The organism is Weissella cibaria KACC 11862, from assembly GCF_000193635.1.
GTDB classification, from domain to species: Bacteria; Bacillota; Bacilli; order Lactobacillales; family Lactobacillaceae; genus Weissella; species Weissella cibaria.
Genome location: NZ_AEKT01000031.1, coordinates 1 through 22241, shown reverse-complemented (window position 1 = coordinate 22241; position 22241 = coordinate 1). Strand labels below are relative to the sequence as shown.

Here is a 22241-nt window from a genome sequence, read left to right as displayed (position 1 = left end):
GCATAACGAAAAGGCGCCGAGCATTGCTCGACGCCTTTTTACTGTTCTTGTATGGATTTGGATTATATTAGGATTTATATGATTTTTGAACAGTAATTTCGTGTTAATTGTTAAAACTTATCGGCGGCAGTGAAGCGACCGTGAACGTGGGTTGGGTTTGCCAACTCATCGTACAAGGCCTTGGCCAAAGTACCAGTCGTCACACGTGATTCTTGACGGTTGTTAAAAATCAACGCATCATCTGACTTCAAGTACGTTGGCGTTGCAGGACCTGGCATGAAGGCTTGTTGTGGTGAAATTGCCATCCAGGCAAAATCATCAACCGTCTTCAAGTAGTTCAACTCAGCGGCTTGCTCAATGGCAACTTCAATCCAAGGTGCTTGACCACGCATTAGACCCAAACGGTCAGCCATGACTGAACCGTCAGGCATTTGCAATGTTGATGAACCAACCACGAAGACCACGATTGGGGCGTCTGTGCCGGCCAATTGGTCGTGTAGGTACTCAGCAAAGCGAGGGTGATCGCTGGCACGTGAGAACGTTGAGGCAACGACGATTACGTCGAATTGCGTCAAGTCTTCACGAGTCAATTCAAAGTTTTGGCGTTCTAGGGCTGGAATTTCGTTTCCAAACATACGTGTTACCTTGCTAGCTGAACGGGTAATTGCCGTTACTTGGTGCCCACGTTGGTAACCTTCAATAACGAACGCTGAACCGGCCATTCCGGTTGCGCCGATGATTCCAATCTTCATAGTGCTGACTCCATTCGTCTAATTTCAAGGCTAATCATAAGCGCTTTTCTGAATTGGGACAAATAAAAAGGGACACGACAAAAAGGCTGTTAAAATTGTCTCATTTGTTTATAATAGTTTTTAAATACTAAATGAAAGTTAGATGTGTGAAATGGCAGAAAACCATTTGGAAATTGGCAAATTAATTGCTGAAAATAACTTATATCGTGAGTTGAGTGGTGGCCAGTTTGGCATAGAAATTGAACAACACCGGGTGACTGCCGAGGGTCGGTTAAGTCGGCGAACATATCCCGCGAGTTTGGGCTCACGGACAACGCACCCTTATTTACAGACCGACTATAGTGAGACGCAATCTGAATTGGTAACGGAACCGGTTGGCTCGTTTGAAGCAGCTCGGGATTTTTTGTTGCAGTTACAATGGGTCATGCGGGATCATATGTCGGGGTCCGAGACGATTTGGCCATTAAGCATGCCACCTAAGTTAACGGCGGATGATTTGCAGTGGGTTGATGAAACGTTCGATCGACCTTGGATGCAAGATTACCGGGACTGGCTGGCTAAGAAATATGGGTCAACGCATGAGATTATTACGGGCTTGCATTTGAATTATTCTTTGCCAGAAACGTTGTTGGAAAAGTTGTTTGCATTGAGTGATGAAGCGGATTATGTGACGTTTAAAAATGCCGTCTACTTTAAATTGGCGCAACAAATTGCGGCGCACCGTTGGTTATTTGTTTATCTGTTTGGGGCTGCGCCGTTCAGCATGAATGATACTGATTCGCGGGTGCCTCGCATGGACCAGCCGGTACGTTCAATTCGAACCAGTCAATTTGGGTTTGCCAACGATGGTAACATTCGGGTTGATTATGCTACGAACTTGGCAGATCACTTTAATCAAATTAAAACGCATATTGCACGTGGTGAATTATTCTCAAATCATGAATTTTATGGCACGGTGCGCTTTAAAGGTCGTGAAGACTACGATGATATGTTGCAACACGGGGTTGAATATTTGGAATTGCGAATTTTAGATGCTGATCCGTTTGATCCGGCTGGTATTTCTGAAAACGCCCTGAATTTGATTCATTTACTATTGTTGCATTTTGTCATGAGCGACCGTGAGTACTCAGCAACTGAGTTAATTCAAAGTGATTCGTTGGCCAATCAAATCGCGCTGCAAAGTCCTGTAAGTCCATTGCCTAACAAGGCAGACGCCATGACAATTATGAGTGAGATTTCGCAACTGGCAGATCATTTTGGCATGCGGTTTAATGATGGGCTATCATTGGTGGCTGAGCGTATTTTGACGCCTGCTAAGACGCCGGCTGCTCGGATTATTGCGACGGCTGGTACGCCGGAAGCGCTCCAGGAATGGGCAACTGAATTAGGTAATCAGCGTTATGAGTTGTTCCGAACTGAACATGATGCGCAATTTGCAGCGTTGTTTGGTACTGGCCAGTTTGCGAAGCTTGTTGCCGAAGCAATGGTTGTGGGTATTCGGGTTAAAAATTGGACCCGGACTGACTTAACGTTGGCGGTAGATGACCACGAAGAAACGATTCAAGTGCCGGTTCCATTAGCAACGCTGTTCCCAGAACGGTATGTAGACTAGTCTTATTTACTGACTAAAAGGAAGTAAAGTGTTACAATAGCTTTCGTGATATCGAGAGGTCGACCTAGTTGTCGAACACGCTCGTCAAAAGAAGGAGGCAACAAATGGCAAAGGAACACCCTTTTGATTTTAAGAAGTGGGATGCCTTTTTGGCAGAAATTGAAGGCAAGGAAATTCCTTGGGTAATAGGTGCTGTCGCAGATGGCCACCCACAATACGACCCTCGTATGATCGAGTTGGCAAAGGCGTTTGAATGGTCAGATTTCTTCGACAAGAATTTTGATCGCACGTTGAAGCAAAAGGGTCACCAAGAGTTGCCTGAAGAAGAAGTGGATGAAATTTCACGTACTGGTTCAGACTTCCGTGATGTGCGCGCCGTGGCATCAGTTGTCATTTACGGTGAGCGTCGCTTGGAAGGTATGTGGGCAGCAATGACGGAGAAGGGTATTTTGCGTCGCTTATTGCAACGTTTGGATTCATTGACACCAGACGATTTCCCAGGACCAAATTACTAAACAATTATTAATCAAGAGGCTGGGACAGAAGTCTCTGTCTCAGCCTCAAAAGAGCCGCCAATCTCCCGATTTAAAATCGGAGGATTGGCGGCTTTTTAAACGTGTTCCGAAAGGCTGAATCCTTAATATAACGCCATTTGACCCACTCATGCCTCTACGCTACGCTCCAAGGCATAAGCGGGTCAAACGACGTTATCATCGGGTCCAAAGCGCCTTTCGTCTCACTCTCTTTTTTTGTGGCTGACGTACATGAGAATGATTAAATTTCACTCATGTAAATGGTAAGGAATATTGAAAAATGGGGGAATTCTTATATACTAGATTAAGTGTTGTAAAAAAACATCCCAGTAGGGGCTGAGATTGTAAATTAGAAATAAATATAGAAAGCGAGTGTTATTATGGCACAGCAAGAAGCTTCACAGCAGAAGCTAGAGCGAGGCCTATCTAGTCGTCACGTTGAAATGATCGCGCTTGGTGGAACAATCGGAACTGGATTGTTCTTAGGAGCGGGACATTCAATTAGCACAGCAGGGCCTGCCATTTTGCTTGTATACATTATTACAGGACTCTTTATGTTCTGGATGATGCGTGCGCTAGGGGAGTTACTTTTGACTGATCCGGACAAGCCAACCTTTGTCGGGTTCGTGGAAAAGTATCTTGGTAAAAAAGCGGGATTCGTCATTGGTTGGACGTATTGGATCGGTTGGATTACGATTGCCATGGCTGAGTTAACGGCCGTGGGAACGTATATGAAGTTCTGGTTCCCAGGTATTCCGGTTTGGATTTGGGAAATCATCTTCCTGGTTGCGCTTTATGGCATCAACGTCATCGCAGTTTCGGCGTTTGGTGAGACCGAATTCTGGTTTTCAATGATTAAAATCGTTGCGATTGTGGCGATGATTGTTGCTGGAATTATTATGATTGTGACGCATGCGAAAACGTCAGCCGGCGTGACAAGCTTGTCGAACTTGTGGCAACACGGTGTCATTGCACATCACGGGCACAAGTTGCTAGCGGCCTTCCAAATGGTATTCTTCGCCTTTTTGGGAATTGAATTCGTTGGTATGACAGCCGCTGAAGCAAAGGATCCGTTGACAACGATTCCAAAGTCAATCAATTCAATTATTATTCGAATCTTGATTTTCTACGTAGGTGCCTTAGTTGCAATTATGAGTATCCAACCTTGGACGAACTACAGTGCAAGTGAATCACCATTCGTGCAAGTGTTCTCAGGTATCGGGATTACGGCGGCAGCCGGCATTATTAACTTCGTCGTGTTGACTGCGGCAGCCTCGTCATTGAATAGTTCATTGTTTACGACGGGTCGGATGTTGTTCTCGTTATCAAATGGTAAGGGCTATGTTGGTAAGTTGAACCGCCGTTACATTCCACGTAACGCCATCAACGTGTCAGCTGTCTTGATTGCCTTGGCTGTCTTGGTGAACGTATTCTTCCCATCAAATGCTTTCGATTTGGTGACATCAGTGGCCTCAGCAGCCTTCGTGGTTATCTACGGCGTGTTGGTGTTTGCTCACTTGCGTTACCGCCAATCAGCTGATTTTAAGAATGGTGAGAAGCGCTTCCTAATGCCTGGTGCACCATTTACGGATTACCTAACGTTAGCATTCTTGTTTGGTATCTTTATGATTTTGTTGTTCACGAAATCAACGATGCCCACAACGCTCCTGGCACTAGCTTGGTTTGTCATTATGATTGCCCTTAGTCGCCGAGTTAAAGATTAAAATAGTGTATGATAAAAGGTAGATGCAGATATGCAGCTACCTTTTTTATTATGCCTAGAGAAATGAGTGGACTGATATGACAGACAAGTTTATTGATCGCGATTATAAGAAAATTGAAGCTGAGACGGCTTACATTAAGCAACAATGGCACGATATTGCTTACATGGATGGTGAGCGCCACACGCTTGATGTGTACTTGCCTAATGAAGGACAAGGGCCTTTCCCGGTAATTGTTGATATTTATGGTGGCGGTTTGATTTTCGGTGACAAGAGTTCACATAAATTGGAACCGGCTTTGCGTTTGCTGGATAAGGGTTATGCCGTTGTTAGTGTGGACTATTCGTTAATTCATCAAAAGGATTTCCCATTCCAAATTTATGAAATTAAGGCAGCCTTGCGCTTCTTGCGTGCGCATGCAGATGAATATCAATTGGACATGAATCGTGTTGCGTTGATGGGTGAATCTTCAGGTGCCCACTTGGCCGTGATGACCGGCGTAACAGCGTCAGTTGACGCGTTGCAAAACCCATTTATGGGTGATAACAATAATCAACCAGAGACGGTTAATGCCATTATTGCGATGTATGGGCCATACGAATTTGATCAATTTGTTGACCAATTCAATGAGAGTGGCGTTACGCCTAAGTATGCTGAAACGGGTACGGCTGAGTCGTTCGAGGGACAAATGTTTAATCAACAAGCACCCAAAGACGTTCCACAACGTGTGAAGATGTACAGTCCTAAGATGTACTTCAACGCAGAGATGCCACCTATTTTGGCATTTGCAGGAACGGCTGATGCTGTGGTACCTTATCAACAGACAGTAAATATGATTAACGGAGCCCGTGAGTTTGTTTCTGAAGACAAGGCAGTGTTGCATTTAGTTGAGGGAACAGGACACGGACCGGCAGACTACATGTCGCCAGAATTCACCGATGAAAAGGCAGCGTTTTTGGCGAAGTGGCTCTGATTAAGGGGATACTATGATAGGGGCTTTTGGTAAGTCGTTTTTTCGAGCAACACCAAAACAATTACTGGTGCAATTGCTAATTGATATTGTTTGGTTTATTATTTTTCGACCAACAGATCCATTTTCAAAGTGGGTCTTTATCGCAATTTTGCCCGGCATTGATTTAATTTCAGCTTTGGGGAGCTTTTGGAATTACGTCAAAGATAATCGACAACAATGAAAAACGGTCTGGATGTTTCATGTGAAACATTCAGACCGTTTTTCTGTGTAACCAACTTGGCAAACCAAAATACATAATCATTGACCCGCCCTGGGCAACCTTGCGATACTTAATCAAAAGGACAGTTAGGGGGATGCTTATGCGTAGATTTTTGGTTGATCTCGCGTTACTGAAGAAACAATTTCAGGTGCCGGCGCTCCAGACGTATTTGAGCCGGGCTAATCTCAATATGGTCGGGCCAACGATTACATACTATACATTATTATCGTTGGTGCCGGTTTTGATGAGTGTGGGAGCCATCGCCGGGCTGGTCGGCATTAATGCCCAGGAACTCAATAGTATGTTGCGGGAACAATTGCCTAAAAACATCATGTCGATTCTTGGACCGATTATTACATCGGTCCTAAGTGGTGGTGTGGGAATTTTGTCATTCTCAATCGTGATCACGATTTGGGGTGCTAGTTCAGTGTTGGCGGTTATTCGTAAAGCGTTTAATGCGGTTCATGATGTGCCAGAACGGGTTAGTGGTATGCTAACTCGGGTCTTTAGTTTTCTATGGTTGATGGTCATTTTGTTAACGGCCGGCGTACTGATGGGTGCAAGTGCGATGATGCCAGCAATTATTGCGGCATTGCCGTTTGATATGCCATGGTTAGATAAATTGGCCAAGCAGAGCTGGTTGTTTGCGCTATTTGGGCTCTGGGTATTGATGTGTGTGTTCAACTTCGCATTGCCGGCTAAACGGTTACCTTGGAAGGCGCTTGTGGCCGGTTCTGGGATTGAAGTTTTACTTCTCTTAGCGTTGAATGCCGGTTTTAGCTTTTATGCACAATTTGCCGTTAAGAGCGTAGGATTTTATCAATCGCTGGGGTCATTGTTGGTATTGATGGTTTATCTTAATTTGGTCGGGACCATTATGGTTGTCGCACAAATTTTAATTGCTTGGTTTGCAGATTTATTTGCTGCGCACGGCACCCGGTATGCCTATGTACCCGAGCAGGCGAAAGGGGTGGCGGCTAAACGGCGGTCACCACTTAGCCAGCGTCAAATTACCAAGCATCAACCGCGTTCACGTCGTTAAGACGACCGAGATAGTTAAGGTGAGGTGAATTGGCAAGGCCATTTGGATTGGTGCCGGGTTCACCATTTGGCACGGGTAACCCCAAGTCGGCATAGTAATCCAGCCAGCCGGGTAAGATGCTATTGTTGGGGCCAAATGTCATCGGCGCTTCGGTGAAAATTTGGGCTGGTTGAAAGGCGTTCATAATATATTCAGAGCAGTAATAGCCAGGCCGGGATTTAATAAAGGACCAGTTATAGGGTTGGCCGAGCATTGCTTTGGCATTTTGTAAAATTGCTGGCCAGGGTGCGTTGCTGATTGTTGGTCGGTAAACATCGGCGACGCCAGTTTGGCGGTTCAAAAACGTCGCCAAAGGTTCGCGGGTACTGCCAGTTTCGGGTGACGCGTGGAGCACGAAGAGTGTGGCTGTCGTTTTCTCGACAAGCCCGATATGGGTGTAGTCAACAGCGGTCTCGCGATGTGTGCTCGCTGCGATGCGTTGAGAGAAGTCGTCGGTGTCTGTGACACCAACAAAAATTAAATCACCGGTTTGTAATTGCATAGGTAATGACCTTTCTGAAGATACAATAAATCCCCCAGTGCATGCGCTGGGGGATTTATTAATTAATTAGCTTCAATTGCAACAGCGTCGGCAGCTTTCTTAGCCGCCCATTGCTTGTCGAATTCGGCCAAAAGTGCGCGAACTTCGTCAGTCGTGTTGGTATCCATTAGGGCAACACGCAAATCTGAAGCGTACGCAAAGTTACGGACGTAAATCTTGAAGAAACGCTTCAACTTTTGGAAGTTCATTGGCCCAAATTCAGCCGTGAACTCATCGTACAAATCCAATTGCAAACGGAGCAATTCAAGGGTTTGATCCAACGTGTGATCAGCAGGCATGATTTCAAAGGCAAATGGGTTTTCGAAAACACCACGACCAATCATGACACCATCGACACCAGGGTGTTGGCGAACCAATTCCAGCCCTTCTTGACGAGTCTTAACATCACCGTTGATTTGCAACAATGTGTCTGGTGCAATTTCATCACGCATCTTAACGATTTCATCGATGTACTCGTAGTGAGCAGGCACCTTTGACATTTCCTTACGTGTACGTAAGTGAACCGTCAAAACTTGAATATCTTGCTTCAAAAGGAATGGAATCCACTCGCGGAATGTTTCCAAATCATTGAAGCCCAAACGCGTCTTAACAGAAACGGGCAAGCCTGCCGTCTTGGCAGCTTGAATCACTTCTTGTGCTGACTCGTAGTGACGAATCAAATCTGATCCGCCTCCGTTCTTAATAACTGTTGAATCCGGACAACCCATGTTCAAATCAATGGCATTGTATCCACGATCACGCAATTCAAGGGATGACTTTTCGAAGTCTTCACCACGGTTTCCCCAGATTTGCACAACTGGCACCTTTTCGCTCTTATCAACGTGTAGGCGACCTTGTACAGTAAACTTAGCTTTTGGGTGTGTAATACTACGGGCGTTAGTGAACTCCGTGTAGTAAACATCAGGCGCAGCGGCTTTATCAACAACGCGACGGAAAACAGTATCCGTTACGGCTTCCATTGGGGCAAGTGAGAAGAATGGGGTCTTCTCAATCCCGGCCGCCTTAGGGTGCTGTTGTGCTTCGTCGACAACGCCTTGCCAGTAAGCTGACTTTGCTTTAACCATGTCAAAATTCCTTTCTTTAACCTTATATTTTCATTCGTGCGGCTCGATCTTCCGCAAATCCAAACTGGGACAATAACATATTAAAGGGTTTTGAGTTGCCTTTCAAGGTGTTTACCAAATGAAAGTGGTAATTCCCCCTTAAAGCCAGTAGACTAGTAACAAAGATGGGGGAGGATTTAAACATGATTACAATTAGACCAGCAACAGTGGCTGATACAGCAACCATTGTGTACTTAGAAATGACGATTATTGACCAAATGGAAATTCCAATGGTAGCCAAGTTAGGACGCGATAATATCGAACAATTATTGCATGATAGTGCCTTGGCTGATGACACGGCCCGCTATTCGCATACGCACGCAACGGTCGCTGAATTAGGTGGGGCTATTGTGGGGGTGGCGTTTGGCTATCCGTCAGCTAGCGAGCCACATTTGGATTTAACGATGCAACGATTGTTAGCGGAACGGTTTGGTGAATTAGCAGAACTGTTCCCAGATGTTGAGACGTTGCCCGATGAGTGGTATCTCGACTCAATTTCAGTCGCTGAATCAGCACGCGGTAAAGGTGTCGGCACACAATTGCTGGCGGCTTTGCCAGAAGTGGTGGTAGCACAAGGTGAAACGGTCATTGGCTTAAATGTTGATGATGGTAATCCAAAGGCGCGCGTATTGTATGAACGTGAAGGGTTTGTCGCAGTGGGCGAACTAATGATTGGTGCGCATCACTATACACATATGCAGCGTGACTTGAGCTAAGTTAACGCTTTAGGGGTGAAAGGTATGACAAAATATGTAGATTGGGTCAGCTTATTATTCATGCTGATTTATGCCGTGTCGGATGCGATTGTTTTTCGCACAGATTCATTTTGGCCAGGTGCTATTAAGTCACTGATTGTGGCAGCGGTATTAACAGCTATTATTCGGTTCGTTGTGAAGAAAATATATCAGCACAAACGATAAAAGAGGCGTACACTGGATAGCAGAGTTTATTTAGTGGGAGACGTCATTAATTATGGCCATAAAACGACAAATGATTGCTGGTATCTTGTTGACACTAGCTGTCGCGCTTGTTGCAAAATTCGTATCACCTTGGTTACCAACGTTGGGCGCTGAAGCCTTGGCGATGGTGCTAGGGATTATATTAGGAAATACTGTTTTTGCCCAGCAACGGTGGGGTGCCGGTGTGAAGTGGGCTGAAAAATATCCAATTGAAATTGGTATCGCTGCCTTGGGGCTAAATGTCACGTTACAGAACATTGAATCATTAGGTTGGACGGGCATCATTTTTATTTTGTTGCAAATGTTGGCCACAATTTTAGTGGTGATGTGGCTGGGCGGTCGCGTCTTTAAGGTCGCACCACAAACGGCCATGTTAATGGGTGCGGGAAATGCGGTGTGCGGTTCAAGTGCAATCGCATCAGTTGCGCCGGCAGTCGGCGCAACTGATGATCAACGGCGTACGTCTGTTGCGACGGTTTCGTTAGCCGGCGTGGTGCTCTTGTTCGTTTTGCCGATTATTGGTCCGGCAGTCTTTCCACATAACGACTTGCTGGTGAGTGCCCTAATTGGTGGTACTGTACAATCGGTTGGTCAGGTATCAGGAACGGCCTCATTGGTTGGTGGCGACGTGGTGACATACGCACCAATTTTTAAAATGTTGCGTGTCATTATGTTGTCAGTTGTCGTGATTTTGATGGCGCGCCATGCCTCAAAGCTGACGCCAATTGAAGCGACTGCGCCCAAAACAAGTGTTAAGATCCCATGGTTTGTGATGGTGTTCGTGGTATTGATGCTGGTGAATTCATTTATCAGTTTGCCTCACGTCCTGACAGGAACGGCTCACGAAATTACAAGCTTCTTCGGTATTGTCAACTTGGCGGGAATCGGCTTGAATTTGAAGTGGCAGACCATTAAGCAGTCAGGGATGAAATTCTTGGGCTATGGTTTAGTGACCATTATTTTCCAGGTTGTGTTGGCTATTGTCCTCATTACGGTATTAATGAAATAAGCGACTAAGAATGTCTAGCATGCAGGTGCTAGGCGTTTTTTGGTTGCATATTAAAGTGCAACCGATAGTTGCTGGTTAAAAATATACGATTCGGGTATGGTGGATATATATTATTGACTGTGGAGGCCGGTTATGGAAATTGGGCATAATATTCAACAACGTCGTGAGGACAAAGGCATGTCGCAGCAAGATTTAGCCGATTATTTGGGTATCTCGCGACAGTCTATTTCAAAGTGGGAGAATGGATCGGCGTTGCCAAGTTTCAAAAATGTTCTGGCTTTGAGCGACCTTTTCGTGGTGTCGTTAGATGAGTTAGTAAAGGGGGATGAAGCGTTGATTGAAAAGTTTGAATCAGGCGAAAGTACAAAGATTACACCAGCTAATATTATTGTCTTTACGACACTCGTATTGGGCGTAGTCACATACATTATTGAAAAAATTTGGCTGCATATTAAGGTAGGAACGATCGATAATGATGTCGAGCTACTGAGACTGGTTGCATTTATTTCAGTGATGATTACTGCTAACTGGCGGGATATCAATAAGTTATTTGCTAAAAATAGGCCGTTTTTCTGGGCCATGCTAGCCTTTGTGGTTATTTTAGGCGTGCCATATCTAACCGATTCTATTCAAGGATTTATCGATGGCTTTATGGCTGGTGCGCACGCTAACTAAAGATGAGTTAATCACAAAAACAACACTTTTTTGTACTATTCTGTGAACTTTTTGCGTACACTAATTGGGTTCGCCATACACTAGTATTCGGCGACTAAGAGAAGAGTACAAAGAGAGGGATTTAGATAATGACGATGACAGTTCATACGCAGGCGTTCATGCTGGAATTTGGTAATATTTTGGTGAAGTCAGGTATTCGACCTGATGTGGCAGGCCAAGTGGTAGCCAAGTTGCATGCTTACGAGGCTGAATCAGGGGCCTATCCAAATGGTCACCCCTACCCAACACCAACGATGTATAACTTTGGTGGGCAAACGGCGGCAACGTTTGCGCAAGGGTTGGTGATGTTAGCGAACATCGAAAAGCGAACGGGTAACTTAAAGCGTATCTACGGTATCGGTCATGCTGAATTCCAACGATTTATTAGTTTGACGCAAACGCTCCATGATCACTTGTTAAAACAGTCGGTGGCGCAAGTTTGGGCACTAAATGCGACTGAGTTTAGCAAGTTGACGGGCATTGCGATGCGCAGTCATCAATCATATAAGCGTGCCGTAGAACATTATCTAATGGATAATGTGGCACCCATTGATTCAGAACATAATGGTGTTTCACTATATTAATTAGCGCAACTAATTGGTGCGGTCCAATCAAAATGTTTGGTTGGACCGTATTTTTTTATTTTGATAAAATATACGTGGAAAAAGGAACTAGGTTAACAACTGGTTGTAAATAAAGGAGGTAATTGCGATGCGAGTTACTAGAGAGATGTTGCCAGGTATTGGCCTGACGGTTGCCCTCGCAGTCGTTGCAGAGTGGTTAACCCCATTACTACCGTTTTTGGGTGCGGAAGGCATCGCCATGTTGTTAGGAATTGTGATTGGGAATACTGCCTTTCGTCAGCAAATCTGGAACCCCGGGGTCGATTGGTCGGAAAAGTATTTTATTCAATTTGGCATTGCTTTTCTTGGGTTAACGGTCACGCTTAGGACGGTTGAGCAGTTAGGCTGGCAAGGGATTTTGTTTATTGTGTTGCAGATGACGGCCACAATTTTAATTGTCATGTGGCTCGGTGGGCGCTTTTTTAAGGTGTCATCTGAGTCAGCAATGTTGATGGGTGCAGGTAATGCGGTGTGTGGCACGAGCGCGATTGCTGCCGTTTCGCCGGTAATTGGTGCTAATGATACGCAACGCCGGACCGCTGCTGCGACCGTGTCGTTGACTGGTGTGGCACTGTTGCTGATTTTGCCAACCATCGGACCGGCTATTCTAGGTCACAATGATTTATTATCGGGTGCTTTGATTGGTGGTACGTTACAATCGGTTGGTCAAGCTGTTGGCGCTGGTTTGATGGTCAATGATGCGACTGGAACGTACGCAACATTGTTTAAGATGCTCCGCGTGGTATTGTTGGCCTTTGTGGTTATGGCCTTTACGAAGATGAGTCGTCGTGGACAAACGCAACAAGAAGCTGTGATGGCACCAGCAAAGCCATTTTGGCGCATGATGCCATGGTTCGTCACGGCCTTTGTCATCTTTATGTTGGTAAATACGATGATTGGCTTGCCAGCACCGGTAGTCGCTGTCGCCAAGGAATTGGCAAGTTTCTTCGGGGTCATTAATTTGGCTGGCATTGGGTTGAGTCTAAAATGGTCAATTATCAAGAATTCGGGGGTTCGCTTCCTGAGTTTTGGTTTGGTCATTGGTGTGATTCAGGTATTGCTAGCGCTTGGCTTGATTCACCTGTTAATGATGTAAACAAAATAAACTGGGACAGAATCGTTGTCTCAGCCTAAAAAGCCGCAAATCTGCCGAGATAAAATCGGCGGATTTGCGGCTTTTAAACGTGTTCCGAAAGGCTGAACCCTTTTTATATGGTTGATGTGACAAAATCAGTAAAAACTTTGACGGCAGTGTTTGGATTTTGCTGGTTAGTTGCTAAGACAATTTCATAACGGTGTGATGTGCTAGCGATTGGTCGGAATACGACGCCATTCGTACTGAAGAGTGAGTTTTCAGGAAAGAAGGCGATGCGCTTTTTCAGACGGATTAACATTAAGAGCAATTCCAAACTCTGAATGCGTGTGACACTGTTGAACGAATAGCCATCGGCTTGGGCATTGCTGGTTAAACCATGTGGGGCCAGCATGTTGGGATCAGAAGATACAAAGATGACGTCGCGGTTAGCTAATGCCTCGTTTGGCACCACTTCATAACGCGTAATGGGGTCATCTTCGGCGACAGCGACGAGCATATTGCCCTCTTCTAAGACCGTTGTTTGGATTTGTGCATAGTCGGCAAGTGAATCAAGCCCGTAATTGCGGGAAAATAGAATATCAATGGTTTGCGACAATAGGGCTTGGTTATTATCGCGAAAATTATCCTGTGAAATGGTGATGTCGATTTCTGGGTGCATGGCCATAAAATCGTGGAGCATAGGTGACATTAATTGTGTCTCATAATAGGTTGTAAAACCGATTGTGAGGGTTTGCTTGTCGGTAGCGCCGACCGCGTGCGCCAGTTGGACGGCCTGCTCGTAATTTGTGATGAGCTGTTTAGCGTGATTATAGAATTTACGACCAGCTGATGTGACGGTGACCCGATTATTTTCACGATGAAATAGCGGTGCGCCAATTTCTTCCTCTAAATTTTTCATTTGCTTGCTAATGGCAGTTTGTGACACAAAATTTTTCTGAGCCGCAGCCGTAAAACTAGCCAAATCAACAGCGTCGATAAAATAAGTAAGGCGTTCAAGACCCATGGTGACCTCCTGCGCAACTTTTGGTTGGGGTAACTAACTTTTTTAGTGTGTTCGTTCTTTCACAAATGCGTATACTAGATAGTGTTGATAAGTGATTTAGGTAACAAACTTCACTTATATTTAGTTTATTTTATACCGAAAATAAAGAGGTAACAACCATGAGCAAGGTTATTTCAGCAAGTGAAGCTGTAAACTTGATTAAAGATAATGATACAATTGCAGTCAGCGGGTTTGGCCTTGCTGGCGTTGCAGAGGAACTTTTGATTGCGCTAGAGGAACGTTACGCCAGTGAGTCACACCCACAGGGTTTGACGGCGATGCATTCTAGTGCGGTTGGTAATCGTGATCAAAAAGGGATGAGCCATTTGGCAGCCCCAGGGTTGTTGAAGCGCTGGATTGGTGGTATTGCTGCTGCCTCGCCTCGGTTGGGTGAAGCAATCAATAACAATGAGTTAGAAGCTTATAACTTGCCACAAGGTGTCATCACACGTATGTATCATGACATCGCTACAAAGGGCCCTGGTGTCATTACGAAGATTGGTTTGGGCACATTTGTGGATCCAGATATCGAAGGTGCCAAAATGAATCGGGTGACGACTGAAGAAATTGTTAAAAAGATTTCTTTGGATGGTGAAGACTGGTTGCGTTATCCAACTTTCCCAATCAACGTGGCCTTGATTCGTGGAACATATGCTGACGAAGCTGGTAACATCACGCTTGATAAGGAAGGGTTGGACATGGAAGTCCAGGCTATCGCGCAAGCAGCTCACAATTCTGGTGGTATTGTAATTGCCCAAGTGGAAGCTTTGGCGGAGACGAACACCCTTAACCCTAAGCAAGTTAAGGTACCTGGTATTTTGGTTGATCACATTGTTGTTGCACAACCTGAAAATCAATATCAAACGGAAAATACGTTGTATAACCCAGCTTTCTCTGGTGAAATTCGCGTACCGTTGCAATCTGTACCCGCATTGCCACTGGATGCGAAAAAAGTCATTGCGCGTCGTGCCGCGATGGAATTGCGGTCAGGTGCAATTTTGAACTTAGGTGTTGGTATTCCGGTTAACGTCTCCGCTGTTGCTGCTGAGGAAGGCGTTAATGATGACTTTGTTTTGACGACTGAAGCGGGCTCAGTTGGCGGTGTGCCAGCTGGTTTGAAGGACTTTGGTCACGCCTATAATTCACAGGCAACGGTTGATATGGATGCGCAATTCGACTTTTACGATGGTGGCGGAATCGATTTGTCAGTCCTTGGGTTGGCACAAACGGATGCAACTGGTAACGTGAATGTATCGAAGTTCAATGGGCGTGTCGCTGGTGCTGGTGGCTTTATTGACATCTCACAAACGGCGAAGAAATTGGTGTTTGCTGGTACGTTTACTGCCGCTGGTTTGAAAGAACACATTGCAGACGGTCAGTTGGTAATCGATCAAGAAGGTCGTTTTCCAAAGTTTGTGGCTAGTGTGGAACAAATTACGTTCTCAGGTCAATACGCTGCTGAAAATCAACAACCCGTTGTTTATGTTACGGAGCGTGCGGTGTTTGAATTGACGCCTGCTGGCTTGATGTTGACCGAAATTGCACCAGGTATGGATTTGGATGCTGACATTTTGGCTCACATGGATTTCAAGCCTATTATTAGTGATGATCTAAAGCAGATGGATGCTGGATTGTTTGCAGAAGAATGGGGTGGTCTTTCTGCCCTTGTTAACCAATCAGAAATTTAACGAGATAAAAAGGAGACATTATTATGGCAACTGTTGCAGAAATTTTAGGAACCAAGTATCCCTTGATTCAAGGATCAATGGCGCGCATTTCACGTCATGAGTTAGTTATCGCCGTTTCAAATGCCGGTGGATTGGGTGTTTTGACATCAGCTGGGTTTGATAAGGAAGGCTTGCGTGAAGAAATCCGTAAAGTTAAGGCCGGCACAGATAAGCCATTCGCCGTTAACTTGATGTTGATGATGAACAACATTCCTGACATGGTTGATGTCATTATCGAAGAACAAGTGCCAATCGTTATGACGGGTGCCGGTACGCCTAAGCCATACATGCCTGCTTTGAAGGAGGCTGGTATCAAGGTTATTCCAGTTATTCCATCAGTTAAGTTGGCAAAGAAGATGGAAGATTTGGGCGCCGTTGCGGTTGTAGCTGAAGGAATGGAATCTGGTGGTCACGTTGGTGAGACGACAACGATGGCCTTGGTACCACAAGTAGCATCAGCCGTGAATATTCCCGTTATTGCTGCGGGTGGGATTGGTGATGGTCGTGGTGTAGCCGCTGCTTACGCTTTGGGCGCACAAGGTATCCAAGCCGGCACAATCTTCTTAACAGCTGATGAAACGCCAGTACCAGATGCCTTTAAGCAAGCCGTTTTGGAAGCTAATGATACGGCCACAACTGTGACGGGTCGCCGTTCTGGTGCGCCAGTTCGTTCAATTAAGAATCCAATGATTGCAAAGTATTTGGAGCTTGAATATTCAGGTGCGTCACGTGATGCGCTAGAAGAATTATCATTGGGATCACTTTCAAAGGCTGTCTTTGATGGCGATGTTGAAAATGGTTCAGTCATGGCCGGCGAAATTGCGGGTATGGTTAACAGCAAGCGTCCGGTTAAGGACATCATTGAAGGTTTGTTCAATGAAGCCGAAGCCGTTGTTAAGAATTTGAAGATTACGTATTAATAAGACCAATAGCTGCTGTGATAAATAAAATGACCGCCAGGAATTTTAGCCTGGCGGTCATTTTATTTGCGCAAATTAAGCTGGCACAATTTTGATGTGCAACCCGTTTGCATCGATTTTGTGGGTCACTTGGATGCCGTTTGCTGTCGCAACAGCTGGTTCGTCGGGGTTTTCGTGAACGGCCATGTAGGCGTTGAAGAACTCCTGCGATGACCAGCTCATGCCGTGCTCGAAGGCAACGAATGCGCGACCAGCTTCGTCGCTATCAGCATCCTCTGAATCGATGAAAATCATCGTTGCTTGATCATCCTTAACTAAAACCGTGACTTGGACACCCTCAAAAACATCGGTATTACCGTGTTCGTCGAGCTGTAGACCACGGTGGCTTTCCATGTTGAAGTTTCGACGCAACTTATTGTACTTTGCGAGTGATTTCATGGGGAAAATCTCCTGTTCTGTATAATTGACAATCTTAACTTTACGCTGACTTGAAGTAAATGCAAGTGAAGAGTTCGTCGGTGAAGCGTATACTTGAGAGAAACAAACGAGCGGGGAGTATTGTTAATGCTATTTACAGAATTGAAGGATTATGTCGTTTTCGATTTAGAGATGAACGGTAGTAATCAAATTATTGAAATTGGGGCTTTGAAAATTACCACCGGTAAAGATATTGAAAAATTTTCCGTGATTGTTAATAACCCGCCCAAGGGCAGTGGAATGGCGTCATTTAAATTCATTTCACAATCCATGGGTGGGGAACACGGCTGGATTACGTTGGATATGATTCATAACGGTTTGTCGGAAGAACGGGCGTTGAGCCGGTTTATGAAGTTTGTTGGCGAATATCCGGTTGTTGGCCACGCGATTGTTGATGGGGATGTGCAGTTAGTCAAAGAGGGGCTCCGCTATCATGATTTAGGTAAGTGGCACACGAATGGTAAAATTTTTGATACGCAACAGCTCCACGGGGCCTTAAATGGTAATCCTAATGATATTTCATTATCGGGTTTGGCTGCGACGTATGATGTCGAGATTGGTAAGCAGAAGCACCGTGCTTTGGCGGATGCCAAGGCAACTTTGGCTGTCTTCTCAGCAATGCAACGAACATGGCGATAAAAAGGTCCCAAATCTTCCGAACAAATGCGGAGGAGTTGGGACCTTTTAGAATCTACTATTAATAAGCTAAATGTCCTTTATCTAAAGGTAAGATATAAGGATTTTGGAAGCCAGTTGTGTCAACGAACTCACCAAACTTCGCCACTCGCTTTGGCTCTTGGAGTACCTTAATGTCAGCTAGTGGGCTAGCATCAAAGACGACGAAATCAGCCATTTTGCCAGGAACTAATTCACCATAATCAGCACTAATTTGCAATAAATCAGCTGCATTCGTGAAGAGTGCCTGCAAGATTTGGGCGTTAGTTGCGCCGGCAATTGACCAAAGTTCAGCCTCAAGGGCAGTGTCAGCATAACCGTTCAATGGTGAACCAGCATCAGTACCCAGTGCCAAATTAACGCCATTCTTTGCCGCTTTACCAAAGGCTGCAAAGTGTGAATCAACCCACTTGTAGGCTTTGTCGACCATCCACTGTGGCAACAAACCATCACCGCGCTTGATGATGACATAAGGAGCCACTAATGTTGGCGTTAAATATGTACCCGTTGATTGGAATAATTCGAGTGCCTCATCGTCAATCACAAAAGCGTGCTCAACCGAATCAACGCCGGCGCGCAAGGCTTCTTTAACAGTTTGCAAAGCTTCCGCGTGCGCCGCAACCTTGATGCCGCGACGGTGTGCCACGTCAACGCCAGCAGCCATTTCAGCTTCCGTCATTTGTGGCATATCAGGTTGCTCGAATTGATCAAACGCAATACCACCTGACGCCATGTACTTAATCGCATGGGCACCTTGTTCAATCCGACGGCGGACACCGGCCCGGAATTCTTCTGGACCAGACAAAGCTTCACCAATCTTGGAAGCGTGGCCACCAATGGTTGAGAAAGCACGACCAGATGCGACAACGCCAGTGCCACGCCATTGACCATTCAGCGTCATTTTTTGCATACCAATATCGAAGCTTTGCGCAGTTGCCAGAACACGGGTGTATGTCACCCCTGAAGCTAACATTTCATTTAAGTTAGCTTGGGCTTGCATTGCAATTTCGAAGGGTTCGCGTGAGGCTTTTGGCCCGTATGGGAAGACTTTATTAATGATGTGAACGTGGGTGTTGATCATACCAGGCGTGATGAACTTGTTATTTAAATCAACAAGTTCTTGAGCATCGGCAGGCGTAGCGCCAGTACCGGTAGCCGTAATACGCCCGGTTGTTAAATCAACTGAGAACCATGAATTAGGAATGAATTTCGCTTGCGCAACATCGTAGACTTGCGCATTATGATATGTGCGGATCGACATGAAACCACCTCAGTTATTTAGAATACTTACTTAACATTATATGCTTTTTCCAACTGTTCGCGCCATTATCCGATTTCTAAGGTGTTCCGAGGCGGTTACAAATAGTCAGTATGAGTATTTACTGAGAAATGGTTGACGAAATTTAATTCCTCACTTATGATTAGGGAGTTAAAACCTAAACAATTAGAAAAGGAAATGAAATTCATGCAAATGCACCTGTCAACAACGCAAGCGTTTTTCAACTTTACGTTTTTCTTCGGTTAGTCATCCGAAACAATCGTAAAGTTATTTTGCGTTGGACACTCGGATGACGGTAAAGTATCCGAGTGTGTGAGACATGCTAACTGCTGCGGGCAGACCATGGAACTCATTTAAACACGTATCGGATACTTTGGTGTTATCCGATACGTGTTTTTTTATTGGTTTCATAGGAGGTAGTAGGATGCAGTTGTGGCAACGGATGTTTAAGAAGGAATCGTTGACGGCGTATTTAAAAAGTGATGAACACTTTGCCAAAACGCTGACCGCGAAAGATTTGATTGGCTTGGGAATTGGTGCGGTCATCGGGACCGGAATCTTTATTTTGCCAGGAACGGTTGCTGCGACAACCGCTGGTCCAGGCGTTGTCTTTAGTTTTATTATTGCCGCAATTGTTTCGGGGTTAGTGGCCATGGCATATTCGGAAACTGCTTCAGCGATGCCGGTTGCGGGCTCAGCATATTCGTATGGTAACGTTATTTTTGGTGAAGTTGTTGGTTGGGTGCTAGGTTGGGCACTAATTTTGGAATATGCATTGGGGGTCGCGGCAGTTTCGACCGGCTGGTCAGCCTATTTTGCCAATTTGATAGCGCCGGTCTTCAAACTACCCACGGCCTTGTCGGGAGCTTACAATCCAGCCCAAGGGACGTACGTGAATCTGGTTGCGGTAATCATTGTGTTGTTGATTGGGTTAATGTTACGTGGTGGTATGAAGGAATCGAAGCGAATTCAAAACGCAATGGTTTTGTTGAAAGTCGCGATTATCATTATTTTTATTGTGGTGGGGTTCTTCTTTATTAAGAGCAGTAATTTGATGCCAGTGATTCCAGCGCGGATGCATGGCGCATTTGGTGTACAAGGTGTCTTGGCCGGCACGTCGATGGTTTTCTTTGCCTTTCTTGGATTTGACGCCTTATCGGCTTCAGCAGCTGAAGTGAAAAATCCGAAGCGCGACATGCCAATCGGAATTATTGGGACGTTGATTATTGCAGCCATATTGTATGGATTAGTCGCGTTCGTGCTGACAGGAATGGTGCACTACACCAAACTAAATGTGGCTGATCCGGCTGCGTTTGCGTTACAACAAGTCGGTCAAAATTGGGCGGCCTTAATTATTACAATTGGTGCATTGATTGGGATGTTCACTATGATGACAACGATGCTTTATGCGTCATCACGATTGATCTATGCTGTTGGCCGTGATGGTCTATTGCCCGGTAATTTAGGGAAGTTAAACCAAAAGGGTGAACCAAACCGCGCGTTGGGAATTGCAACGATTGTAGTAGCATTCTTTGGCGGTATGGTACCGTTGGACAAATTGGTTGATCTGGTTAATATGGGAACGTTACTAGCCTTTATGGTTGTGTCGCTAGGCATTTTGCCATTACGTAAGCGTGCTGATGTGAAACAAGATGGTTATAAGATGCCCGGTTTTCCAGTGTTGCCCATTTTGTCAGCCGTATTTACGTTCTTCTTGATTACGCAATTACACGTTGAAACATTAATTGCAGCGGCTATTTGGTTTGTGTTAGGACTGATTTTGTACCTAACGTATGGTATTAAACATTCACGGATGAATTAATAGGATGCGGTTGTTCCACGTGGAACAACCGTTTTTATATTTACCGCGCTTACTTTTTGTTTGTGCACAGTTTCTCAAAGTTATGTTATAATATATGAAGAAAATGACATGTATTATTTTGGGGGAACGGGAAATGATAGTGAAACAAAAATTATTAGCGAAGGGCATTCAATTGGAAGTGATTTCAATCGCTTGGATGGCACTTGAATTTGTGTTGGGTGTTTCAGCCGGTCTGCAAGCTGGTTCGATTTTGTTGATTGCTTTTGGCTTGGATGCGCTCTTGGAAGTCATCGCGGGGGGCGTGTTGATTTGGCGACTGCGGGCAGAATATGATGGTGCTGATAATGAGCGGGTATTGACTGTTGAACGACGTGCTTCGAAAATTGTGAAGGCAATTTTATTATTATTGGCAACTTACGTTATCGTCACGTCAGTTATCAATTTAGTGCAACATGAAGTGCCGGGTGAAAGTGGTATTGGCTTAGTTGTGGCGATTGCGTCAGTGGTTTTGATGCCAGTTATGACAACGATGAAGCGACGATTAGGTGCCCAAATTGGCTCGGAAGCCCTACGCGAAGATGCGATGTGTAACGTGGCGTGTGCCGTGTTAGCGGCCTTGGTTTTGCTGGGCATGCTGTTAACAGCATTATTTGGTTTGTGGTGGGCTGATGCGGTTGCGGCCGTTATCTTTGCGATTTACATTGGTCGTGAAGGCTTGGAATTGTTTGAAAAATAGTTTGAGACAAGTTATGCGGTACTTTTTAGGTGGGGTTTGTTATGATTAGAAGTAAGAACTACTGGAGGGTAGCCATATGAATCGAAAATTTATCGAGAAGGGTTATGGCATTGTACTAGACGTGGCGATGCTCATTTTGGGCATTGCCATGGTCGGATTCTTTTTTAAGGATCTTTGGAATTTAGGTACGATGGTGTTGCACACCGATTTAGAAGTTGATTTTTACGCAGTGACTGAAACGATTTTGGAAACGTTCTTGTTCTTCGAGTTCGTGGTCTTAACAAAAGAGTATTTTGTGCAAGATCGTATTTCATTACAGAATTTTATGTATATTGGTATTACAGCTTTATTGCGTAATTTATTGGTATATCATGCTGATACGATTGGCGTATTGATTCAAGCCGCGGCCATCGCGTTATTGATTGTTGTGTTGATTGCATATCGCTGGTCACGTCGCCATTTAGCTGATTTAGCGCATGAAGAAGAACGTAAAGAAGTTGAATTTGCTGAAAATCATCCTGATCAAGTGGAAGATTAAACAATATTAAAAATCGTTCGTGTGTTGT

At 45.0% G+C, this 22241-nt stretch carries 24 protein-coding genes; 18 read left to right on the top strand and 6 right to left on the bottom strand.

Annotated features, from left to right (window positions below):
* Positions 1-110: 110 nt before the first annotated feature.
* Positions 111-752, bottom strand: a complete 642-nt coding sequence (locus ESE_RS0106720; protein ID WP_010373189.1) for an NAD(P)-dependent oxidoreductase — start codon at positions 750-752, stop codon at positions 111-113.
* Between the two features lie 151 nt (positions 753-903).
* Here ESE_RS0106720 and ESE_RS0106715 point away from each other — a divergent pair, with 151 nt between their 5' ends.
* The 6 genes from ESE_RS0106715 (at position 904) to ESE_RS0106690 (ending at position 6892) form a co-directional block, all read left to right on the top strand.
* Positions 904-2364 (top strand): glutamate--cysteine ligase, encoded by a 1461-nt coding sequence (locus tag ESE_RS0106715; protein WP_010373186.1) that lies wholly within the window; start codon positions 904-906, stop codon positions 2362-2364.
* A gap of 104 nt (positions 2365-2468) precedes the next feature.
* A complete protein-coding gene (locus tag ESE_RS0106710) occupies positions 2469-2879 on the top strand; it encodes a DUF6508 domain-containing protein (protein ID WP_010373183.1) in 411 nt (136 codons plus the stop codon).
* A 398-nt stretch (positions 2880-3277) separates the two neighbouring features.
* Entirely contained in the window at positions 3278-4621 is a 1344-nt protein-coding gene (locus tag ESE_RS0106705) for an amino acid permease (RefSeq protein WP_010373181.1), read from the top strand.
* Between the two features lie 76 nt (positions 4622-4697).
* Positions 4698-5591, top strand: coding sequence for an alpha/beta hydrolase (locus tag ESE_RS0106700; RefSeq protein ID WP_010373178.1), 894 nt, complete (start codon positions 4698-4700; stop codon positions 5589-5591).
* A gap of 13 nt (positions 5592-5604) precedes the next feature.
* On the top strand, positions 5605-5811 hold the full coding sequence (locus ESE_RS0106695; RefSeq protein ID WP_010373175.1) for a hypothetical protein: 207 nt from the start codon (positions 5605-5607) through the stop codon (positions 5809-5811).
* A gap of 139 nt (positions 5812-5950) precedes the next feature.
* Positions 5951-6892, top strand: coding sequence for a YihY/virulence factor BrkB family protein (locus tag ESE_RS0106690; protein WP_010373172.1), 942 nt, complete (start codon positions 5951-5953; stop codon positions 6890-6892).
* Here the strand turns inward: ESE_RS0106690 and ESE_RS0106685 are convergent.
* Positions 6861-7433, bottom strand: a complete 573-nt coding sequence (locus ESE_RS0106685; RefSeq protein WP_010373169.1) for a YiiX/YebB-like N1pC/P60 family cysteine hydrolase — start codon at positions 7431-7433, stop codon at positions 6861-6863. The genes ESE_RS0106690 and ESE_RS0106685 overlap by 32 nt on opposite strands.
* Positions 7434-7495: 62 nt before the next feature.
* Positions 7496-8557, bottom strand: coding sequence for a tRNA dihydrouridine synthase (locus ESE_RS0106680; protein WP_010373166.1), 1062 nt, complete (start codon positions 8555-8557; stop codon positions 7496-7498).
* 182 nt (positions 8558-8739) lie between these two features.
* On the opposite strand from ESE_RS0106680, the gene ESE_RS0106675 reads away from it, so the two are divergent.
* The 6 genes from ESE_RS0106675 to ESE_RS0106650 all read left to right on the top strand — a co-directional run bounded on the left by ESE_RS0106675 (position 8740) and on the right by ESE_RS0106650 (position 12997).
* Positions 8740-9312 carry a GNAT family N-acetyltransferase gene (locus ESE_RS0106675; protein WP_010373164.1) on the top strand — a complete coding sequence of 191 codons (573 nt, stop codon included), beginning with the start codon at positions 8740-8742 and terminating at the stop codon, positions 9310-9312.
* 24 nt (positions 9313-9336) lie between these two features.
* Positions 9337-9516 (top strand): hypothetical protein, encoded by a 180-nt coding sequence (locus ESE_RS0106670; protein WP_010373161.1) that lies wholly within the window; start codon positions 9337-9339, stop codon positions 9514-9516.
* 52 nt (positions 9517-9568) lie between these two features.
* Positions 9569-10564, top strand: coding sequence for a YeiH family protein (locus ESE_RS0106665; RefSeq protein WP_010373158.1), 996 nt, complete (start codon positions 9569-9571; stop codon positions 10562-10564).
* A 132-nt stretch (positions 10565-10696) separates the two neighbouring features.
* Positions 10697-11239: a helix-turn-helix domain-containing protein gene (locus ESE_RS11900; RefSeq protein WP_010373155.1), complete on the top strand. Its 543-nt coding sequence runs from the start codon at positions 10697-10699 to the stop codon at positions 11237-11239.
* 128 nt (positions 11240-11367) lie between these two features.
* On the top strand, positions 11368-11862 hold the full coding sequence (locus ESE_RS0106655) for a hypothetical protein (protein ID WP_010373153.1): 495 nt from the start codon (positions 11368-11370) through the stop codon (positions 11860-11862).
* Between the two features lie 127 nt (positions 11863-11989).
* Positions 11990-12997 (top strand): YeiH family protein, encoded by a 1008-nt coding sequence (locus ESE_RS0106650; RefSeq protein ID WP_010373150.1) that lies wholly within the window; start codon positions 11990-11992, stop codon positions 12995-12997.
* Between the two features lie 112 nt (positions 12998-13109).
* Here ESE_RS0106650 and ESE_RS0106645 read toward each other — a convergent pair whose 3' ends face one another.
* Positions 13110-14000, bottom strand: coding sequence for a LysR family transcriptional regulator (locus ESE_RS0106645; RefSeq protein WP_010373146.1), 891 nt, complete (start codon positions 13998-14000; stop codon positions 13110-13112).
* A 158-nt stretch (positions 14001-14158) separates the two neighbouring features.
* On the opposite strand from ESE_RS0106645, the gene ESE_RS0106640 reads away from it, so the two are divergent.
* Entirely contained in the window at positions 14159-15727 is a 1569-nt protein-coding gene (locus ESE_RS0106640; protein WP_010373143.1) for an acyl CoA:acetate/3-ketoacid CoA transferase, read from the top strand.
* 23 nt (positions 15728-15750) lie between these two features.
* Positions 15751-16686: a nitronate monooxygenase gene (locus ESE_RS0106635; protein ID WP_010373140.1), complete on the top strand. Its 936-nt coding sequence runs from the start codon at positions 15751-15753 to the stop codon at positions 16684-16686.
* Between the two features lie 75 nt (positions 16687-16761).
* On the opposite strand, the gene ESE_RS0106630 is transcribed toward ESE_RS0106635, so the two are convergent.
* Entirely contained in the window at positions 16762-17124 is a 363-nt protein-coding gene (locus ESE_RS0106630; protein ID WP_010373137.1) for a hypothetical protein, read from the bottom strand.
* 126 nt (positions 17125-17250) lie between these two features.
* Between ESE_RS0106630 and ESE_RS0106625 the strand changes: the two genes are divergently transcribed.
* Positions 17251-17802 carry a 3'-5' exonuclease gene (locus tag ESE_RS0106625; protein ID WP_010373134.1) on the top strand — a complete coding sequence of 184 codons (552 nt, stop codon included), beginning with the start codon at positions 17251-17253 and terminating at the stop codon, positions 17800-17802.
* Between the two features lie 58 nt (positions 17803-17860).
* Here the strand turns inward: ESE_RS0106625 and ESE_RS0106620 are convergent, their stop codons facing one another.
* A complete protein-coding gene (locus ESE_RS0106620) occupies positions 17861-19099 on the bottom strand; it encodes an amidohydrolase family protein (RefSeq protein WP_010373131.1) in 1239 nt (412 codons plus the stop codon).
* 442 nt (positions 19100-19541) lie between these two features.
* On the opposite strand from ESE_RS0106620, the gene ESE_RS0106615 reads away from it, so the two are divergent.
* The 3 genes from ESE_RS0106615 (at position 19542) to ESE_RS0106605 (ending at position 22213) form a co-directional block, all read left to right on the top strand.
* Entirely contained in the window at positions 19542-20939 is a 1398-nt protein-coding gene (locus ESE_RS0106615) for an APC family permease (protein ID WP_010373128.1), read from the top strand.
* Positions 20940-21072: 133 nt separating this feature from the next.
* Complete coding sequence (locus ESE_RS0106610; protein WP_010373125.1) at positions 21073-21675, top strand: cation diffusion facilitator family transporter; 603 nt, start codon at positions 21073-21075, stop codon at positions 21673-21675.
* Positions 21676-21751: 76 nt separating this feature from the next.
* Complete coding sequence (locus tag ESE_RS0106605; RefSeq protein WP_010373122.1) at positions 21752-22213, top strand: phosphate-starvation-inducible PsiE family protein; 462 nt, start codon at positions 21752-21754, stop codon at positions 22211-22213.
* The last annotated feature ends 28 nt before the right edge of the window (positions 22214-22241 follow it).

Coding starts and splice junctions, on each gene's coding strand:
- ESE_RS0106640 (WP_010373143.1), top strand. CDS start 14,159: ATGAGCAAGGTTATTTCAGCAAGTGAAGCTGTAAACTTGATTAAAGAT.
- ESE_RS0106710 (WP_010373183.1), top strand. CDS start 2,469: ATGGCAAAGGAACACCCTTTTGATTTTAAGAAGTGGGATGCCTTTTTG.
- ESE_RS0106720 (WP_010373189.1), bottom strand. CDS start 752: ATGAAGATTGGAATCATCGGCGCAACCGGAATGGCCGGTTCAGCGTTC.
- ESE_RS0106605 (WP_010373122.1), top strand. CDS start 21,752: ATGAATCGAAAATTTATCGAGAAGGGTTATGGCATTGTACTAGACGTG.
- ESE_RS0106620 (WP_010373131.1), bottom strand. CDS start 19,099: ATGTCGATCCGCACATATCATAATGCGCAAGTCTACGATGTTGCGCAA.
- ESE_RS0106635 (WP_010373140.1), top strand. CDS start 15,751: ATGGCAACTGTTGCAGAAATTTTAGGAACCAAGTATCCCTTGATTCAA.
- ESE_RS11900 (WP_010373155.1), top strand. CDS start 10,697: ATGGAAATTGGGCATAATATTCAACAACGTCGTGAGGACAAAGGCATG.
- ESE_RS0106630 (WP_010373137.1), bottom strand. CDS start 17,124: ATGAAATCACTCGCAAAGTACAATAAGTTGCGTCGAAACTTCAACATG.
- ESE_RS0106665 (WP_010373158.1), top strand. CDS start 9,569: ATGGCCATAAAACGACAAATGATTGCTGGTATCTTGTTGACACTAGCT.
- ESE_RS0106670 (WP_010373161.1), top strand. CDS start 9,337: ATGACAAAATATGTAGATTGGGTCAGCTTATTATTCATGCTGATTTAT.
- ESE_RS0106705 (WP_010373181.1), top strand. CDS start 3,278: ATGGCACAGCAAGAAGCTTCACAGCAGAAGCTAGAGCGAGGCCTATCT.
- ESE_RS0106700 (WP_010373178.1), top strand. CDS start 4,698: ATGACAGACAAGTTTATTGATCGCGATTATAAGAAAATTGAAGCTGAG.
- ESE_RS0106615 (WP_010373128.1), top strand. CDS start 19,542: ATGCAGTTGTGGCAACGGATGTTTAAGAAGGAATCGTTGACGGCGTAT.
- ESE_RS0106625 (WP_010373134.1), top strand. CDS start 17,251: ATGCTATTTACAGAATTGAAGGATTATGTCGTTTTCGATTTAGAGATG.
- ESE_RS0106675 (WP_010373164.1), top strand. CDS start 8,740: ATGATTACAATTAGACCAGCAACAGTGGCTGATACAGCAACCATTGTG.
- ESE_RS0106655 (WP_010373153.1), top strand. CDS start 11,368: ATGACGATGACAGTTCATACGCAGGCGTTCATGCTGGAATTTGGTAAT.
- ESE_RS0106650 (WP_010373150.1), top strand. CDS start 11,990: ATGCGAGTTACTAGAGAGATGTTGCCAGGTATTGGCCTGACGGTTGCC.
- ESE_RS0106690 (WP_010373172.1), top strand. CDS start 5,951: ATGCGTAGATTTTTGGTTGATCTCGCGTTACTGAAGAAACAATTTCAG.
- ESE_RS0106685 (WP_010373169.1), bottom strand. CDS start 7,433: ATGCAATTACAAACCGGTGATTTAATTTTTGTTGGTGTCACAGACACC.
- ESE_RS0106715 (WP_010373186.1), top strand. CDS start 904: ATGGCAGAAAACCATTTGGAAATTGGCAAATTAATTGCTGAAAATAAC.
- ESE_RS0106680 (WP_010373166.1), bottom strand. CDS start 8,557: ATGGTTAAAGCAAAGTCAGCTTACTGGCAAGGCGTTGTCGACGAAGCA.
- ESE_RS0106645 (WP_010373146.1), bottom strand. CDS start 14,000: ATGGGTCTTGAACGCCTTACTTATTTTATCGACGCTGTTGATTTGGCT.
- ESE_RS0106695 (WP_010373175.1), top strand. CDS start 5,605: ATGATAGGGGCTTTTGGTAAGTCGTTTTTTCGAGCAACACCAAAACAA.
- ESE_RS0106610 (WP_010373125.1), top strand. CDS start 21,073: ATGATAGTGAAACAAAAATTATTAGCGAAGGGCATTCAATTGGAAGTG.